The following is a 17,723-nucleotide window of genomic DNA, read 5'->3' as shown; positions in this document are numbered from 1 at the left end:
AGGCGCTGCATGCTTTTGGAGTTCGACGCTGATCAGCGGTTATGGCAGGAGACGGTCCGAGACGCCGTCACCAAACAGTGTCCACCGACCTTGGTCCGGGACATCGCCGAGAACGATGCCGACCCGACCCCGCTCTGGCAGACCTGGCTCGAGGCGGGTTGGACCGAAATGGCCGAGCCCGAGAACGCTGTCGAGTTGGCCATCGTGCTCGAGGAGCTCGGGCGCGCCACCGACCCGACACCGTTCCTGGCCACGATGAGCCAGTTCGCGCCGCTGGCCGGCGATCGGTTCGATCCGCAAAAAGCGGGCGCTGCTGTCTACCAGGGGGTTTCGGCACGGCGCGACGGCAGCGGCTGGGCGTTGGACGGCACCGCCCGCTATGTGCTCGACGGTGATCGTGCCGAGCGGCTCGCCGTGGTGACCGCGGCCGGCGTCTTCCTCGTCAACGCGTCGGCGGTGGGCGTGCGGCGGGACCTGGTGTTCGACCCGGTGTTGCACGTCGCGGACCTGTCGTTCGACGGAGCGCGGATAGCCGATTCCGAACGCCTCGGGACCGATGCGGAGCGCGCCCGCCACGTCGCGCTGACCGGCATGGCGATCACCATGGTGGGCGCGTGCCAGCGCATCCTCGATCTGGTGCTGGAGTACGTCAAGGAACGTCATCAGTTCGGCGTCCCGATCGGCTCGTTCCAGGCGATCCAGCACAAGGCCGCGGACATGCACGTCGCCATCGAGCGGGCCCGGGCGCTGTCCTACTTCGCCGCGCTGACGATCAGTGTCGACGATCCGCGCCGGCGCCTGGCCTCGGCGATGGCCAAGGCATCGGCGGGGGAGTGTCAGGCCCTGGTGTTCCGGCAGGGTCTGCAGTCTTTCGGCGCCATGGGATTCACCTGGGAGAACGACCTGCAGTTCGCGCTCAAGCGCGCCAAGGCCGGCGAGCTGATGCTCGGCGGCGCCGCAGAACACCGCGCGATGATCGCAGAGGAGTACCGTGCAACTCTCGTATGACGCCGACGTCGAGGCCTTCCGCGCCGAGTTCGCGGCGTTCCTCGACGAGCATCTGCCAACGGAAACAGAGACTTTGGAGCGGCCCCGGTCGGTCTCGCACATGCCGCAATGGGCGCGTGACTGGCAACGGCTGCTGTTCGACAACGGCTGGCTGCTGCCGGCCCAGCCGCCCGAATTCGGTGGCCGCAACGCGACGGTGGTGCAGCAGTTCGTCCATCTCGACGAGCTGTGCCGCCGCCGGATTTACCACAGCTTCAACCCGCAGGGCGTGAATATCATTGCGGCGTCACTGCTTACGTTCGGCAGCGACGAGCAGAAGCATCGCTGGGCGGTGCCGGTGCTCCGGGGCGAGAAGACCGCGTCGCTCGGCATGAGTGAGCCGAGCGCCGGTTCCGATCTGGCTTCGTTGCGCACCCGAGCGGTCCTCGACGGCGATCACTTCGTCGTCAACGGCCAGAAGGTGTGGACGTCGGGCGCACACGACGCGGACTTCCTGCTGACGTTCGTCCGTACCGACCCCGATGCCCCGAAGCACAAGGGCATCAGCGTGCTCATCATCCCGACCGATACCCCCGGCGTGGTGTGCCGGCCGTTCGCGGACCTGTGCAGCGAAGAGAACCTGGACTTCAACGAGGTCTTCTTCACGGACGCAAGGGTTCCGGCGGAGAACCTCGTCGGTCCGCTGAACGGCGGCTGGGGAGTGGCCAACGGTTCGCTCGGACATGAGCGCACCATGATGTGGCTGGGTTTCGCCGATCGCATCGCGAACATGATCGCCGACTTCCGGCCTCGTACGGCGCTCGAGCGGGACCAGTACGCCACGACCATCATGGACTACCACGCACTGCGTGCCATGGGGTCGGCGGCGCTGGCCCGAGCGTCCCGCGGCGAGATGAACACCCAATCGGTGTCGGTGCTCAAGCTCCTCGGGTCCGAGGCGGAGCGCACCGCGCTGGAGAATGCGTTGTCAGCAGCGGGAATTGAGGGACTGGGCCACCCCGCGACGTCGGGGCGATATGAGCACATGAACCTCGACCACTACTTCGTCAGCTGGTTCGAGCGCTATGCCCGCAGCTTCGGCGGCACCATCGCCGGCGGCACCTCCGAAATCCAGCGCAACATCATCGCCCAGCACGTGCTGGGTCTGCCGCGGGCACGCTGACTCCGGCGCGGAGCCGAACCGGTCAGTGGCCGGTTCGGTCCGCGTTCGCGTGGATGGCGTCACGGCAGTAGGCCGCAAGACCCGGCAGCCCGAATGATTCGTCGTAGGTGGCAACGTATCGGGGGTCGCTGACGTACATGTCGCCCAGGCACCGGTGGAAGTCCGGCGGGCAGTCGTAGAACCAGCGACTCACATGGAGCCGGTGCTGTTCCGCCGCGTTCATCGCCTCGTCGGAATCGGCCGGGAGCCCGCCGCGGAACGCGTCCGACAAGGCCTTCTCCACCGCTTCGCCGTCGGCCTTGATCTGCACCCAGTCCTCTTTGGTGTAGGACTTGGCCCGGCGCTGCGATTCCTGCCACGCGGCGGTGTCGCCCCACTTCTGCTCGGCCTCTGCCTGGTAGTCGTCGAAGCCTTCGCCGAAGAGCTCGCGCATGTCGTCGTCGGTCATGGGGGTGTTCGTCATCGCCTTCTCCAAAGCCTGATCGATGGCCTCGACGAGCGCCTTCAGCTCATCGAGTTGGGACATGACGCGTTCGCGCTGGCGAATCAGGTGGCTGACCTCGTTGCCCTCATCGAGCAGGCTCGCGATCTCGTCAAGAGGAAACTCGAGCCGGCGGTAGACGATGATCTGGGACAGGCGCGTCAGGTCCGCCGACGTGTACACCCGGTACCCCGAGGCGGCACGCCGGCTCGGGGTCAACAACCCGATGTCGTCATAGTGGTGAAGCGTGCGAACCGTGATGCCGAAGCGCTGCGCGACTTCGCCCACGGTGAGTTCGTTCACCGGCATCTCCTGCGTCACATCGATCAGGTTGGTGCCTCACGTCGCGTGAGGGTCAAGTCCAAACCTAGATGACGGACCTAGATGACGGCCGCTTCCTTGCGCTCGGTGATGGGCCGGGCCAGCTCCTGCTCGTTACAGATGCGCTGCAACTTCTCCAGCGTCTCATCGAGTCCGGGGCCCAGGCGCTTGCCCGGAGTGAACGAGGCCGGCAGATTCCGCATCCCCTGGATGACGCCGATGCTGTCGTAATGCACGGTGCCCTCGGGCTCGCAGCGATAGTCCGGCATGCGGTCCAGCACTGCGGTCAGCATCGACTTGAACACCGTGCGCGCCACATTGGATCCGACGCAGCGGTGCACACCGATACCAAAGCTGAAGTGCCGGTTGCCCTTCCGGTCCATGATCAGTTCGTTCGGCTGATCGAACACCGCCGGGTCGCGATTCGCCATCGCCCACGACAACCACAGCCGCTCATACCGCTTGAACTGCTGGCCTTCGACCTCCACGTCCTCGGAGAACGTGCGCCCGTCGCCCGGCGCGGGGGTGAAGAAGCGGAGGAACTCCTCGGTGGCCGGGTTGAGCAGGGTGGCGCGGTCGCTGCTGAGTCGCGCGCGCTCGTCGGGATGTTCCCCGAGCCACTCGAGGGCGTGCGCGGTGAGTGCCGTCGTGGTGTCGAATCCGCCGCCGATGATCAGCCCCAGGTTGCCCAGGATTTCCAGATCGGGTGCCGGTTCGCCGTCGATCCGCAACTGCAGCATCGCGTTGACCAGGCCGGGCCGCGGATTCTGACGGATCTCCATCATGTTGTTGATGATGTCGATGCCCATCTCACGGTGCTGCTCGTTGATCTTCTCGCGTTCGGGCGCGTGTTCGGGCGTATAGACCGACGCGTGCGTGGGCTCGCTGTAGACGTTCCACTTCTTGAGCTCGATACCCATCATCGCCAGGGTGAACACGGCGGGCACCACGTTGGCGAGATGCTCGACGAAGTCGATCCGGCCCGACTCGATGTGTTCGTCCAGTGCGGCGCGGGTGATCTCGTCGACGAACGGTTCCCAGCGCTTGATCGCGGCGGGGGAGAGATACGGGTTCAGCGCGCCGCGGTAGGTGCTGTGCTCGGGTTCGTCCATCTCGAGGATGCCACCCCGAACGACGCTGGCGCGGCTGGCTTTTGGAATCGTGATGCCCTGGAACGGCGTCTCGCCGCTGACGTCGTGATGATTGGACACCACGGGGCAGCGCGCCAACTCGAAGACGTGCTTGCTGTCGGCCGCCACCCAGTGACCGTTGTAGGTGTCGGTCCAGGCCACCGGGCACCGGGCCTGCATCTGCTCGGTGATCTGCTCGAACTGCAGCCGGTATTCCGGGGTGTGCCGGTCGAAGTGGTAGGTGTCCTTCTTGCGCTCGTCCTGGACGCTCAAAGTTCCTGTCTCCCTGCTGGTCTCATACGCGATCGGCCTTCGCTTCTCGCTACTCTTCGATCGTGATGGCCTGTTCGGGGCAGGAGTGGGCGGCCTCGCGGACCGCGTCTTCGAGTCCCGCCGCCACGACTTCGTCAACCGGTGACGACGTGCCGTCGATGTCGTTGAGCACGAACGCATCCGGCGCGATCATCGCGCACAGCGTGTGGCCCTGGCAGCGCTGCCCGTCAACCCAAACCTTCACTGTCACTCCCGATCAGACGTGGTAGTCGTACCACTTGAGGTAGCCGCCGGCGTCGACCCGCAACTGGGTGCCGGTGATGTAGCGGGCCTCGTCGGAGACCAGCCACAGGATGGCGTTGCTGATGTCCTCCGGTTCCACGAAGTTGACCTTCATGGCCTGCTGGATACCGAAGGCCGGCTCGGCGTCTTCGCGCGTCGGGTTCGGCAGGTCCGGCCGGAACGATTTGTACATCGGCGGGCTCTGCAGCATCGCGGTGTTGACGTTGGTCGGGTGCACCACGTTCAGCCGGATGCCACGTGGCGACAGTTCGGTCGCGAGGTCGTGGGCGTATTGGGAGAGCAGGCGTTTGGACGTCATGTAGGCGAAGCCGCCGATGTCGTTGCCGGGGTTCATCTTGAGGTGGGCGTCCATCAGTGCGGCGGTGGAGCCGGTGGCGACGATGGCGGCGCCCTCCTGCAGATGCGGGAGGCACACCTGGATGGCGTTGATGGTGCCGATCAGGTTGGTGTTGATGGTGTCGATCCAGGCCTGCAGTGGCACATCACTTTTCATGCCGGCGATGCCGGCTTGCGCGAGCACGATGTCGACCTTGCCGAACTCGGACAGGCCGGCGTCGAGGGCCGTCCGCAGTTGCGTGACCTCCCGGACGTCGGCGTGCGCGGTGACGCAACGCTGGCCCGTCTTCTCCACCAGGTTCCTGGTCTCGTCGAGATCCTCGGGCGAGGCCATCGGGTATCCGATGGACTCGATGTCCGCGCACAGGTCGACGGCGATGATGTCGGCGCCCTCTTCGGCCAGCCGGACCGCGTGGCTGCGGCCCTGACCGCGTGCCGCACCGGTGATGAAGGCGACCTTGCCCGCTACCCGTCCCACTGAAGTCATTGAAAAGCCTTCCCTCGCTAGGTGTTTCGTCCGCCATTGACGCCGAGAATCTGTCCGGTGATGTAGCCGGCCTCTTCGGAGATCAAGAATGCGCAGGCAGCGGCGATGTCTTCGGGCCGGCCGATGCGCCGCACGGGTGTCGCCTCGATGCTCTGCTGGACCTTCAGGTATCCGCGCTCCTCGGACTTGCGCAGCATGGGGGTGTCGATGAAGCCGGGCGGCACGGCGTTCACGGTGATGCCCGCAGGCCCGTACTCCAACGCCAGTGACTTGGTCAGGCCGTTGACGGCCGACTTGGCGGCCACATATGGCGACATGTAGGGCTGCCCGGAGTGGGTGCTCGACGACGAGATGTTGACGATCCGGCCCCAGCCCGCTTCCAGCATGTCGGGCAGTACTGCCTGGATGCAGTGGAAGACGCCATTGAGGTTGACGTCGATGACGCGTTGCCACTCCTCGAATTCGAGCTCGGCGAACCGCTTGAATTTCTCGAGGCCGGCGGAATTCACCAGCACGGAGACCGGTCCGAACTTCTTGCGGACGCCGTCGAGCGCGGCGTGGACCTGAGCGCGATCGGTGACGTCGGCGGTGAAGCCGAACTCGTCGTCTGCTGGATTGAGGTCGAGGGTGGCGACGTTCAGGCCATCGGCCCGCAGGCGTTCCACGATGGCGCGACCAATGCCGGAGCCGCCCCCGGTAACGACGGCGTTCTTCACGACAGGGTACCGATGTAGATCACTGAGAGAAACCTCCCTTCCGATTTTGAGAACGATACTCTCCGACTTTGGTGTCCCGCAACAGAACCGCCGATAACGGGGTCCACCTGCATCGACGGTCCAGTCGCGTGGTGCAGGTCAGCTTCCGGCCATGGGTTGGGTAGTCGATTGCCTGTCGGAAAATACACTTTGTGCGAGTAGGGTTACCGAAATTAAAGAATGATGTTTCCCAAATAGAGGAGGTCGGATGGGGCCCTTGGATGGTGTCCGAGTCCTGGAAGTCGCGATGTACGGGTTCGTGCCGTCGGGCGGCGCGGTGCTCGGCGAGTGGGGTGCCGACGTGATCAAGGTCGAGCATGCGGTGACCGGTGATCCCCAGCGCGGTCTCCGGCAGACCGGCATGCTGCGCGTCGAGGGCGACCCGAACCCCAACATCGAGCACGCCAACCGCGGCAAGCGGAGCATCGGTCTCGACATGGCTGTCCCCGAGGGCCGCGAGGTGCTGCTGGAACTGGCGCGCCGCGCCGATGTCTTCCTGACCAGCTTCCTGCCCGGTCACCGCAAGAAGTTCGCCATCGACGTCGACGACATCCGGGCCGTCAACCCCGCGATCATCTATGCGCGCGGCAGTGCGCTGGGCCCGCGCGGTGCGGAGTCCGAAAAGGGTGGCTACGACATGACGGCGTTCTGGTGCCGGGCCGGTACCGCCGCGACCATCACACCGCCCGGCATGCCCGGCATGATCGCGCCGCCGGGGCCGGCCTACGGCGACACCATTTCCGGGACCAACCTGGCCGGCGGCATCGCGGCGGCGTTGTTCAAGCGGGAGCGCACCGGTGTGCCGTCGGTCGTCGACGTCTCGCTGCTGGGCAGCGGGCTGTGGTCGATGGGCCATACCGTCGCGCTGACATCTCACCTCGGTCAGCTGATGGAGGCGCCGGCTCCGGGCGTGCACGGTTCGCCCGTCAATCCTCTTGTGGGCCTTTATGAAACGTCCGACGGACGGATCATCTCGCTGGTCATGATGCAGCCGACCAAGTTCTGGGCCGACGTGTGCCGGCACATGGAACTCGACGAGTACATCGATGATCCGCGATTCGCGACGGCGCAGGATGTCGCGGCCAATACCGCAGCGGCCGTGGAGATTCTGGGCAAGGCGATGGCAACCAAGACGCTGGCGGAGTGGAGTGAGCGGTTCGCCACCCTCTCCGGCCCCTGGGCGCCGGTCCAGGACACGTTGCAGGCCGCCAAAGACGCGCAAATCCGGGCCAACGACTACCTGGTGCAGGCCGGCGAGCTCGAATTGGTCGCGAACCCAGTGCAATTCGACGTCGCCCCGCCGCAGACCGGTCCGGCGCCCGGCTTCGCCGAGCAGACCGAGGAGATCCTGTTGGAGCTCGGGATGGACTGGGACCGCATCATCGAACTCAAATCGGCCGGCGCGGTGACCTAGCGACCACCACGAGGCGCAAATGTCCCCCAAAACAACGGTTTTGGGGGACATCTGCTTTTCTCGCAGGCTCAGGCCTTGGCGGCCAACGGTGTGAAGTTGATGCTCAGGTCGGTGACGCCGCGCAGGACGAAGGTCGGCTCGTAGTTGTAACGCCGATTGCCGTCCGTGCCGTGTGCGGCTTCGTCCAGTTGGATGTCGCCCAGGCGGTCCAGGATCCGCTCCAGCGACACCCGGCCTTCGACGCGGGCCAGCGGTGCCCCCGGGCAGGAGTGCACACCCCGGCTGAAGGCCAGGTGCTCGCGAACGTTCTTGCGGTCCAATTGGAATTCGTGGGGCTGGTCGAACCGCCGCGGATCCCGGTTGACCGCGCCGGGGCTGATCATGACGACGGTGCCGGCCGGGGCGTCCACGTCGCCGACCTTGGTGGACTTGCGCGCCAACCTGTGCAGCGTCTTGACCGGACTCTCCATCCGCAGGCATTCCTCGACGAAGTTCGGGATGCGGCTGCGGTCCTCGCGCAGCCGCTTCTGCAGGTCGGGTTGCTCGCCGAGGAAGCGCATCGCGGCGGTGAGCAGCTTCGCGGTCGTCTCCTGTCCGGCGCCGAAGAGGAACGTCGCGGTCTTGACGACGTCGCTGATCTCGGGTGTGGACCCGTCCTCGTACTTGGCCGTGGCCAGCGAGGTCAGCACGTCGTCGCGGGGGTGGCTGCGGCGGTCCTCGAGGTACTGGCCGACTTTCTCGTCGGCCCATTCCAGTGGGTTGGACGCGAGCGGTTCGTGGTCGAGTGCGCCGACGCGAGAGCCGGGGCGCTCGGCGCCGAACGCCTGCCGGAACTCCTCGTGGTCCTCCTCGGGGACACCGAGCAGGTCGGCGACGACGAGCAAGGAGAACGGCCGCGCGTAGGAGGCCAGGAACTCGCACTTGCCGTCAGCGATGAACTCATCGATGTGGCGGTCGGCGAGCCGCCACATGAAGTCCTCGTTCTCCTTGAGGCGCTTGGGCGTCAGCAGCCGGGACAGCAGCGAGCGGGCGCGGGTGTGCTCGGGCGGATCCATGGTGATCATGTGCTCGTACATGGGGATGGCGGTGCGGTGCTCGGCGAGTTGGTCGCAGATGTCGTCGCCCTCGGGGGTGAAGGGCAGCGGGGTGAACGGCCCGGTCACCGCGACACATGCGGAGAACGAATCGGCATCCTTGTAGACCGCATTGGCCTCTTCCCAGCCGGTCACGGCCACGACGCCGTAGTGCTGCTCGCGCGTCACCGGACACTTGCTGCGCAGGTGGTCGAAGTACGGGTGCGGATCGGCTACGAGTGACTGGTCGGTGTAGTAGTCGACCTCGTCGAAGTTCGTCATATGTGGGCTGGCCTCCAGGCATCGAATTGCAACCAAAGTGCTGGGCACTTGCTTAGCATCTGAGTTGTGGCGTGGTCAAGGTCACACGGCGCGATTCGGACAATTACGATCGGCGCGGCAGCGATCGAGAACGGACAGTGACGGCATGGCATCGGAGCGAAGGATTGGCGGACCCGAGGCGAAGAACCGCGGGGCCTTACTCGACGCCGCCGAGGCGTTGATGCTCGACGAGGGCTACGCCGCGGTGACGTCGCGGAAGGTCGCCGAACGGGCCGGACTCAAACCGCAACTTGTCCACTACTACTTCCGCACCATGGACGATCTGTTCCTGGCCGCGTTCCGGCGCCGGACCGATCAGGGGTTGGCGGCGCAGTCGATGATCCTGCTGGCACCGAACCCGCTACGGGCGTTGTGGACTTTCCTCATCGAGAACCGCGACACCGCGTTGATCATGGAATATGCGGCGCTGGCCAACCATCGCAAAGAGCTCGGGACCGAGATCGCCGGTGCTGCGCAGCAGTTCCTGGAAGGGCAGGCAGAGCTGGTCGGCTCCGTTCTGGCGCAACACGGCATCGATGCCGACGAACTGCCGCCGATCGTCGCGATCTCCCTGATCGTGGGGATGTCGCAGCTGTTGACCATGGAGGCCGCGCTCGGGGTCTCCGTCGGTCACGACGAGATCCTGGCGTACTTCGACCGGTACCTCCGCAAGCTCGACCCGGCCGCCGACAACTAGGCCGCAGACCGGCAACCACGCTGAAGCGATTGCGCGTTCGCGCCATATGAGAATAAGATTCTCATGAATCGCGAAGGAGAATTTCATGGGACAACTGTCGCATCGGGTCGACATTCCGTTTCCGCTGTTCGACGCGGACAACCACCTCTACGAGCCGCCGGAGGCGCTGACCAAGTACCTGCCCAAGGAGTACAAGGACGTCGTCCAGTACGTCGAGGTCAATGGCCGGACCAAGATTGCGATCCGAGGCCAGATCAGCAACTACATCCCGAACCCCACGTTCTCGGTGGTGGCCAGGCCGGGTGCCTGGGAGGAGTACTTCAAGTACGGCAACCCCGAGGGCAAGACCCGGCGCGAGCTCTTCGGTGAGCCGATGAAGGCCATCCCGGCGTTCTTCGAGCCCGCGCCGCGGCTCGAGCTCATGGACCAGCTGGGTCTCGATCGCACGTTGATGTTCCCGACGCTGGCCAGCCTGATCGAGGAACGGCTGCGCGACGATCCGGTCGCCATCCATGTCCTCATCCACTCGCTGAACCAGTGGCTGGACGAGGTGTGGGGCTTCAACTACAAGAACCGCATCTTCACCACCCCGGTGATCACCCTGCCCATCGTCGAGAAGGCCATCGAAGAGCTCGAATGGTGTGTCAAGCGCGGTGCGCGCGCCATCCTGGTCCGCCCGGCGCCGGTGCCCGGATTCCGCGGCCCGCGTTCGTTCGCGCTTCCTGAGTTCGATCCGTTCTGGCAGAAGTGCGTCGAGTTCGACGTCTTCGTCGGTATGCACTCGTCGGACAGCGGCTACTCCCGGTACACCTCCGAATGGGACGGCGGCGCGCAGGAGATGCTGCCGTTCCAGACCAATGCGATGTCGATCCTCAACGAATGGCGTCCGATCCAGGATGCCGTGGCCTCGTGGGTGATCCACGGCGCGCTGTTCCGTCATCCCAAACTGAAGGTCGGCATCGTCGAGGCGGGGTCGAAATGGATGTTCCCGTTGCTCGATCAGATGGCCGAGGTCTACAAGAAGGCGCCCGAGGCCTTCCTCGGTAATCCGATGGAGGAGATCAAGAACCGCATCCACGTCAGCCCGTTCTATGAAGAGGGCATCGACGACCTGATCAACCTGGTCGGTGTCGACCAGGTGCTCTACGGCTCCGACTGGCCGCACCCCGAGGGTCTGGCCGAGCCGACGCACTACGTGACCGCGCTGCAGCACGGCAGTATTGCCGGCGGCGCCATCTTCGTCTTTGGGTGTGGTCAGTTCCGCGGCAGCGGATCCGGCGGCCAGGCGCGCTTCGGCTGCACGATCAGTTCCTGATCGGCCGGCGGCACCTTTTCCAGGAAGAACCCGGGGCACAACGATCGCGTGGACAGCGCGACGAAGAACCGCGCGTTGCGCTGTGACCACCAGCCGGGCGGGCCGATGCGTCCGGCGACTTCGTCGGCGTAGGGCACCCCGGCGGCCCAGTCGCCGCAGATGTCGTAGCCGATACCCAGGATGTCGGGTTCGCCGCCGGGTGCCATCCATTTCAGATTCGTTTTCCGCAGCTCTTGGAGGAGGTAGTCCTCGCCCTGGTCTGCGGTGGCCGGCGGCGCCGTCATCGCTGCTGCGGTGAGGCAAAGCGCGAACGCGAGTCCGTGGAGGTGGAGGGCGGTCACCGGCAGCTCCGTCGGTTGGTGGGCCAACCTGCGCTCGGCTGGCTCTCAAATTGAGAGAATAACATTCTCGCTCGGCTGACGAGCCGGATGGCCGGCCTCATGGGGCGGTGAGAGCGGCGACCCGGGCGGTCAGCGCATCTTCGGTCATCGGCGAGGTGATGTCGTTGATCAGGTAGCCGTCACCGTCGGGGCGGATGAACGCCCACGCCGGTGGCCACGGTACGAAGAAGGACTGCCACAGCTGGCCGTTGGCGTCCGTCAGGTTCGGGAACCTGAGGTTGTTGTCGGCGACGACGCTTTGCATGCTCCCGGCCGCCCCGCGGCCGGCGATCCCCAGGAAGCTGACCTGCGGATTGGCGGCCGCCACGCGGCTGATGACGGGCGCTTCGGCCAGGCAGATGCCGCAGAACGACGGCGGCGACCAGAACCAGATCACCGCCGGTTTTCCGAGCAGTGTGCGGCCGTCGAACAGGGCGCCGTTCAGTTCGGTGCCGTAGAACCGCAGGCGCTGGCTGTTGTCGCCCAGCGGCTTCTCGTCGGCGGCGGCGGGCGGTGCGACGGAGAGGGGCACCATACCGGCCAGGACGACGGCCGCGGCGAGAACGGCAAACTTCTTCGGGACGGTCCGGGCGCGCAGCGTCATACCCCTACGGTAGAGCCTCGGTGGTAAATCTGTCGGCACAATCTCGTTCACATTCTCGGTTATTGAATGTAATGTTTGCGAAGAATGAGAATGGCATTCCCGCAAGCGAGGAGGATGGATGCCGCAGGACACCGCTGAGGCAGTCGGCCGACGGCTACTCATCGACGGCCGGCTCCAGAACGCAGAGCGCACGTTTCCGTCCCGGAATCCGGCAACCGGGGAAGTGCTGGGTCATGCGCCCGATGCCACGGTGGCCGACGCCGTGGCGGCGGTGGCCGCCGCCCGCCGGGCCTTCGACACCACCGACTGGTCGACGAACTCCGCCTTCCGGGTGCACTGCCTGGAACAGCTCCATCGCGCTCTGCTGGACCACCGCGACGAACTTGCCGCGCTCACGATCGCGGAGGTCGGTGCCACCGCAGCGCTGTGCGCGGGCGCTCAACTCGACCAGCCCATCGGCATCGTGCGCTACTACGCCGAACTGCTGAAGACCTTTTCGATGACCGAAGACCTCGGCAATGTCGAGATCCGCGGTATGCAGCACCACCGCTGGGTGGAAAAGGAAGCCGGCGGGGTGGTGGCCGCGATCATCGCGTACAACTACCCGAACCAGCTGGCGCTGGCGAAGCTGGCGCCCGCCCTGGCCGCCGGCTGCACCGTCATCTTGAAGGGTGCGCCGGACACCCCATTGGTCACGCTGGCGCTGGGGGAGCTGATCGCCAACCACACCGACATCCCGGCCGGCGTGGTCAACGTGCTCAGCGGCGCCGATCCCGCTGTCGGTGCGGCGCTGACCAGCAGCGCGGACGTCGACATGGTGACGTTCACGGGATCCACGCCGACGGGCCGGCGCATCATGGCGGCCGCCAGCGACACCCTCAAGCGGGTGTTCCTGGAACTGGGCGGCAAGTCCGCCGCGATCGTGCTCGACGACGCCGACTTCAACACGGCGGCCCTGTTCACCGCGTTCAGCATGGTCACGCATGCCGGACAGGGCTGCGCCCTGACCTCGCGACTGTTGGTGCCGCGCGCCCACCAGGACGAGATCGTCGAGCTGGTGAAGAACAACTTCGCCATGGTGCGGTACGGCGACCCGGCCGACCCCAAGACGTACATGGGCCCACTGATCAGTGAGAAGCAGCGGGACAAGGTCGACGGCATGGTCAAGCGCGCCGTCGAGGCCGGCGCGACGCTGGTGACCGGTGGCGAGAAGGTCGACCCCGGCTACTTCTATACCCCGACCCTGCTGACCAACGTCGACCCCGACAGCGAGATCGCGCAGGAAGAGGTCTTCGGCCCGGTGCTCGCGGTGATCGCGTACGACGATGACGACGACGCGGTGCGGATCGCCAACAACTCCATCTACGGCCTGTCCGGGGCGGTGTTCGGCAGCCAGGACCGCGCGCTGAGCGTGGCGCGCCGGATCCGGACCGGAACGTTCTCCATCAACGGCGGCAACTACTTCAGCCCTGACAGCCCGTTCGGCGGCTACAAGCAATCGGGTATCGGCCGGGAGATGGGGACCGCCGGACTCGAGGAGTTCCTCGAGTCGAAGACCTTCGCCACGGTGGTCTCGTGATGCGCGGCGTCGATGCCTAACGTCGCATCGGTCGGAACGTATCTGCCGTGCTGGGGTACCCGGAACGGTCGGATGGTCGCCGACGACGAGGACGCCATCACGCTGGCCGTCGAGGCCGGCCGCGCCGCGCTGACCGGGAGCACCGCGGTGGAAAAAGTAGTGCTGGTCAGCCGTGACCTGCCCATGCTGGACAGCAGTAACGGGGCGGTTCTGCTGGCCGGTCTCGGGCTCGACCCCGAGCTCGAGGTCGACGAGCGGCTGGGCGGCGCTCCGGCCGCCCTCGACGCGCTGAGCTCCGCCCGGTCCCGCACCTTGGTGATCGGCGTGGACCTGCAGCCCGCCGGCGCGGCCGCGGCGCTGCTGGCCGACACGGGGCTGTCCGTGCGGACGGCCGCGCGGGTGACCCGCAGTCTGCCGGTGCGCACCCGCAACGCCGACGGCGGCGTCCACGACTACGGCGACCCCCACCTGCTGCACGAACGCGGACTCGTCGCGAGCCTGCAGGCGGCCTGGCTGGACACGCCCGCTGCCCTGGCCGGGGTGGACCATGCCACCGCGCGCGAGCTGTGTATCGGAGAACCTGCCGAGCTGCCGACGATCGGTGCGAGCGCGGGTCTGTTCGCACTGGCAGCGATGGCCGAGGCCGCGATCTGCGGGCCGTTGGTGGCTGTCGAGCAGGCGAGCCTGTCCGGGTTGACCGTGAGTTCCGGTGTCGCGCAGGTGTTCCGGCGTGAATCACCGGTGCAGGAGTTGCCGGTCACCACGCTGTCCGAAGGCGCCGAGCTGCCCATCTCGCTGGCGGCCTACGAGCGCGCCTTCGAAGCCAAGGTGCGATGGGAGGCCGGCCGCTGCCCCGTGACCGGCCAACTGGACTTCCCGCCGCGCTATCGGGTCGGGGCCGACGGATCGCTCGACACCACATACGAATTGGTGCCACTGCCGCGAACGGGCCGCGTCTACACCGAGACGACCGTGCACATCCCGGTTCCCGGCCTGCGCTCGCCGTATTCATTGGTGATCGTCGAATTGGACGGGGTAGGCATTCGTGCCCTCGTGAAAGTGGCCGGCGCCGCCGCGGGCACCGTTCACATCGGCGATCAGGGCAGGCTGGTGCTGCGGCGCGTTGCCGTCCGGTCCGGAGTCCCCGATTACGGATATGCATTTGTGCCCGAACGGGTGGCCGCGTGAGGAATACTCGCTCCACATCGGGGGTCCCAATGTTGCCGACAGGTGAGGGGGACGCGTGAGGAACGTCGCCATCGTCGGCGCGGGCATGACCTTCTTCGGTGAGCATTTCGCGTTGGGCATCAAGGACCTGCTGCCCATGGCGTTCGCCGAGTGCGCCGCCAGCGTCGACAAGGGGCTGGCGAAGACCGACGTGCAGGCGGCGTGGTTCGGCTCGATGGGAACCCCGGACGGATTCCCGTCGGGCATCCTCGCCGACACGCTCGGGCTGCCCGAGCTGCCGGTGACCCGGGTCGAGAACTCTTGTGCGACGGGCAATGACGCCGTTCGCAACGCCATGTTCGGCATTGCTTCCGGCGCCTTCGACGTCGCACTCGTGATGGGTGCGGACAAGCTGCGCGAGACCTCCACCAAGCACATGCTGTGGGAGTGGGAAGCCATGGCCCGCGACATGGCATGGGACTACCCGCTGGGCCTGGTGGCACCAGCCGGATTCGCGCTGCACGTGGCCCGCTATCTGCACGAGTCGCCGGCCACCCGGGAACACCTGGCGATGGTCGCCGTCAAGAACCATCGCCACGGCGTGACCAACCCCAAGGCGCGGTTGCGCTTCGAGATCACCATGGAGGAGGCGCTGACCGCGCCGACGGTCGTCACGCCGTTCGGCGCATACGACTGTGCACCCCAAAGTGACGGTGCCGCAGCACTTTTACTGGCGTCCGACGAGGTCGTCGACCGCTTCACCAACCGGCCGGTGTGGATTCGCGGTACCGGGCTCGGGCTGGACTCGGTGATGCATCAGCACAAGCTGGACATGACCTGCTTCCCGGCGACCACGCGCGCCGCCAAGCAGGCCTTCGCGATGGCAGGCCTGGCCCCGGCGGACATCGACGTGGCCGAAGTACACGACTTCTTCACCGGCATCGAGTTGATGAGTTACGAGGACCTCGGTTTCGCCGACCGCTTCGAGGCCTACAAGCTCGTCGAGGCCGACGTCACCACCGTCACCGGCGCATTGCCGGTCAACCCGAGCGGCGGGCTCAAATGCAAGGGCCACCCGCCGGGCGCCACCGGCGTCGCCCAATGCGTCGAGCTGTTCGCCCAACTCCGGGGCGAAGCGCACAACCAGGTCGACGGCGCGCGAATCGGGTTGGCCCACAACCTCGGTGGCCCGACCGCGGTGTCCGCGGTGACCATTCTGGAAGGGCCCGCCGATGGCCGCGCATAAGGGACAGGACCACTGGTCGTCCGGGCTGCCGGCGCTGGGCCGTGGTTTCGGCAAGCCGATGCAGGCCGTCGGCGGCCTGTTCTCGATGGGCGCCGACGCCTTCGGGTTCATTTTCCAGCGCCCGTTTCACGTCCAGGAGTTCCTGAACCAATCCTGGTTCATCGCAAGGGTTTCGCTGGTTCCGACGCTGTTGGTGGCGGTCCCGTTCACCGTGCTGGTGAGCTTCACCCTCAACATCCTGCTGCGGGAGCTCGGAGCTGCGGACCTGTCCGGGGCCGGCGCGGCGTTCGGCGCGGTGACCCAGGTCGGTCCGATGGTGACGGTGCTCATCGTCGCGGGCGCGGGCGCCACCGCGATCTGCGCCGATCTCGGCTCCCGCACCATCCGCGAGGAGATTCAGGCGATGGAAGTGCTGGGCATCAACCCTGTCCAGCGGTTGGTGACGCCGCGGATGCTGGCCTCCGGGATCGTGGCACTGCTGCTGAACAGTCTGGTCTGCATCATCGGAATCCTTGGCGGCTATGTGTTCTCGGTATTCGTCCAGGACGTGAACCCCGGTGCGTTCGGGGCCGGTATCACGCTGCTGACGGGAGTGCCCGAGCTGATCATCTCGTGTGTCAAGGCGGCGCTGTTCGGCCTGATCGCCGGCCTGATCGCGTGTTACCGGGGACTGGCGATCTCCGGTGGTGGCGCCAAAGCCGTGGGCAACGCGGTCAACGAGACCGTGGTGTACGCCTTCATGGCGTTGTTCGTCGTCAACGTGGTGGTCACTGCCATCGGCATCCGGATGACGGTGAAATGAGGCTGTCATGTCGACAGAAGTGATTCTGCGCCACCGGTTCCCGAGATTCGTGCGGATGCTGCGCAAGCCCGCCGACGTCTTGGGCGGTATCGGCGACCACGGCATGTTCTACTGGATGGCGTTGGTGGGCGCACCGTTGGCCGCGTTGCGCTACCGCCGCGAGACCATCCGCCTGGTCGCTGAGATCAGCATGGGTGCAGGCACATTGGCACTCATCGGCGGCACGGTCGTCATCGTGGGCTTCCTGACCCTGGCGGCCGGTGGCACGCTGGCGGTGCAGGGGTACAGCTCCCTGGGCAACATCGGCATCGAGGCACTGACGGGGTTCCTCGCGGCGTTCATCAACGTGCGCATCTCTGCTCCCGTGATCGCCGGCATCGGCCTGGCGGCGACCTTCGGCGCGGGCGCGACCGCGCAGCTCGGGGCGATGCGGATCAACGAGGAGATCGACGCGCTCGAATCCATGGCGATTCCGCCGGTGGCCTATCTGGTCGGGACGCGCATCGTCGCGGGCATGGTCGCGATCGTGCCGTTGTACGCGATCGCGGTGATCCTGTCGTTCCTGGCCAGCCGGTTCGTGACGGTGTACCTGTTCCGGCAGTCCGCGGGCCTGTATGACCATTACTTCGCGACGTTCCTCAACCCCGTCGATCTGCTCTGGTCGTTCCTGCAAGCGATTCTGATGGCGCTGGTCATCCTGCTGATCCACACCTACTACGGATTCTTCGCCTCCGGCGGGCCGTCCGGCGTGGGTGTCGCGGTCGGCAACGCGGTGCGCACGTCACTGATCGCGACCGTCTCGGTCACGCTGTTGGTCTCCCTGGCGATCTACGGCACCAACGGCAACTTCAACCTGTCCGGATGATCGG

18 protein-coding genes are annotated in these 17,723 nt (G+C 66.2%); 10 read left to right on the top strand and 8 right to left on the bottom strand.

Features of this window, described 5'->3' with window-relative positions; translation table 11 throughout:
* The first annotated feature begins 9 nt into the window (after window positions 1-9).
* Window positions 10-1,008, top strand: a complete 999-nt coding sequence (locus AC1U2B_RS08065) for an acyl-CoA dehydrogenase family protein (protein ID WP_480216375.1) — start codon at window positions 10-12, stop codon at window positions 1,006-1,008.
* The gene (locus AC1U2B_RS08060; protein ID WP_043394955.1) at window positions 992-2,170 is read left to right on the top strand and encodes an acyl-CoA dehydrogenase family protein; all 1,179 of its coding nucleotides are present in this window, start codon (window positions 992-994) and stop codon (window positions 2,168-2,170) included. The genes AC1U2B_RS08065 and AC1U2B_RS08060 overlap by 17 nt, the downstream gene beginning before the upstream one ends.
* 22 nt (window positions 2,171-2,192) lie before the next feature.
* Here AC1U2B_RS08060 and AC1U2B_RS08055 read toward each other — a convergent pair whose 3' ends face one another.
* From AC1U2B_RS08055 to AC1U2B_RS08035, 5 genes are all read right to left on the bottom strand, one after another.
* Window positions 2,193-2,954, bottom strand: a complete 762-nt coding sequence (locus AC1U2B_RS08055; protein WP_480216374.1) for a MerR family transcriptional regulator — start codon at window positions 2,952-2,954, stop codon at window positions 2,193-2,195.
* Between the two features lie 77 nt (window positions 2,955-3,031).
* Window positions 3,032-4,375 (bottom strand): cytochrome P450, encoded by a 1,344-nt coding sequence (locus AC1U2B_RS08050; RefSeq protein WP_043394957.1) that lies wholly within the window; start codon window positions 4,373-4,375, stop codon window positions 3,032-3,034.
* A gap of 49 nt (window positions 4,376-4,424) precedes the next feature.
* Window positions 4,425-4,619 carry a ferredoxin gene (locus AC1U2B_RS08045; RefSeq protein ID WP_043394959.1) on the bottom strand — a complete coding sequence of 65 codons (195 nt, stop codon included), beginning with the start codon at window positions 4,617-4,619 and terminating at the stop codon, window positions 4,425-4,427.
* Between the two features lie 12 nt (window positions 4,620-4,631).
* Window positions 4,632-5,492, bottom strand: coding sequence for a mycofactocin-coupled SDR family oxidoreductase (locus AC1U2B_RS08040; protein WP_480216604.1), 861 nt, complete (start codon window positions 5,490-5,492; stop codon window positions 4,632-4,634).
* 26 nt (window positions 5,493-5,518) lie between these two features.
* The gene (locus AC1U2B_RS08035) at window positions 5,519-6,217 is read right to left on the bottom strand and encodes an SDR family NAD(P)-dependent oxidoreductase (RefSeq protein WP_043394963.1); all 699 of its coding nucleotides are present in this window, start codon (window positions 6,215-6,217) and stop codon (window positions 5,519-5,521) included.
* 247 nt (window positions 6,218-6,464) lie between these two features.
* On the opposite strand from AC1U2B_RS08035, the gene AC1U2B_RS08030 reads away from it, so the two are divergent.
* Window positions 6,465-7,670, top strand: coding sequence for a CaiB/BaiF CoA transferase family protein (locus AC1U2B_RS08030; protein WP_043394965.1), 1,206 nt, complete (start codon window positions 6,465-6,467; stop codon window positions 7,668-7,670).
* A gap of 68 nt (window positions 7,671-7,738) precedes the next feature.
* Here the strand turns inward: AC1U2B_RS08030 and AC1U2B_RS08025 are convergent, their stop codons facing one another.
* On the bottom strand, window positions 7,739-9,025 hold the full coding sequence (locus AC1U2B_RS08025) for a cytochrome P450 (protein ID WP_043394967.1): 1,287 nt from the start codon (window positions 9,023-9,025) through the stop codon (window positions 7,739-7,741).
* Window positions 9,026-9,170: 145 nt separating this feature from the next.
* Here AC1U2B_RS08025 and AC1U2B_RS08020 point away from each other — a divergent pair, with 145 nt between their 5' ends.
* Window positions 9,171-9,761 carry a TetR/AcrR family transcriptional regulator gene (locus tag AC1U2B_RS08020; protein ID WP_043394970.1) on the top strand — a complete coding sequence of 197 codons (591 nt, stop codon included), beginning with the start codon at window positions 9,171-9,173 and terminating at the stop codon, window positions 9,759-9,761.
* A gap of 85 nt (window positions 9,762-9,846) precedes the next feature.
* Window positions 9,847-11,076: an amidohydrolase family protein gene (locus tag AC1U2B_RS08015; RefSeq protein WP_480216373.1), complete on the top strand. Its 1,230-nt coding sequence runs from the start codon at window positions 9,847-9,849 to the stop codon at window positions 11,074-11,076.
* Here the strand turns inward: AC1U2B_RS08015 and AC1U2B_RS08010 are convergent.
* The gene (locus tag AC1U2B_RS08010; protein ID WP_480216372.1) at window positions 11,016-11,417 is read right to left on the bottom strand and encodes a DUF732 domain-containing protein; all 402 of its coding nucleotides are present in this window, start codon (window positions 11,415-11,417) and stop codon (window positions 11,016-11,018) included. The two genes, AC1U2B_RS08015 and AC1U2B_RS08010, sit on opposite strands and share 61 nt — an antisense overlap.
* Window positions 11,418-11,514: 97 nt before the next feature.
* A complete protein-coding gene (locus tag AC1U2B_RS08005; RefSeq protein WP_480216371.1) occupies window positions 11,515-12,060 on the bottom strand; it encodes a thioredoxin domain-containing protein in 546 nt (181 codons plus the stop codon).
* Between the two features lie 118 nt (window positions 12,061-12,178).
* Between AC1U2B_RS08005 and AC1U2B_RS08000 the strand changes: the two genes are divergently transcribed.
* The 5 genes from AC1U2B_RS08000 to AC1U2B_RS07980 are packed head-to-tail and all read left to right on the top strand — an operon-like array spanning window position 12,179 to window position 17,719.
* Window positions 12,179-13,639 (top strand): aldehyde dehydrogenase family protein, encoded by a 1,461-nt coding sequence (locus AC1U2B_RS08000; RefSeq protein ID WP_480216370.1) that lies wholly within the window; start codon window positions 12,179-12,181, stop codon window positions 13,637-13,639.
* A gap of 12 nt (window positions 13,640-13,651) precedes the next feature.
* Entirely contained in the window at window positions 13,652-14,827 is a 1,176-nt protein-coding gene (locus AC1U2B_RS07995) for a Zn-ribbon domain-containing OB-fold protein (RefSeq protein ID WP_480216369.1), read from the top strand.
* A 55-nt stretch (window positions 14,828-14,882) separates the two neighbouring features.
* A complete protein-coding gene (locus AC1U2B_RS07990) occupies window positions 14,883-16,052 on the top strand; it encodes a thiolase C-terminal domain-containing protein (protein WP_480216368.1) in 1,170 nt (389 codons plus the stop codon).
* Entirely contained in the window at window positions 16,039-16,854 is an 816-nt protein-coding gene (locus AC1U2B_RS07985) for an MlaE family ABC transporter permease (RefSeq protein WP_043394984.1), read from the top strand. Before AC1U2B_RS07990 ends, AC1U2B_RS07985 begins: the two co-directional genes overlap by 14 nt.
* Window positions 16,855-16,861: 7 nt before the next feature.
* A complete protein-coding gene (locus tag AC1U2B_RS07980) occupies window positions 16,862-17,719 on the top strand; it encodes an ABC transporter permease (protein WP_043985363.1) in 858 nt (285 codons plus the stop codon).
* Window positions 17,720-17,723: the final 4 nt, after the last annotated feature.

This window comes from Mycolicibacterium sp. P4_G11 (assembly GCF_056555145.1).
The sequence above is the reverse complement of the archived record's forward strand: the minus strand, read 5'-3'. Positions and strand labels throughout refer to the sequence as shown.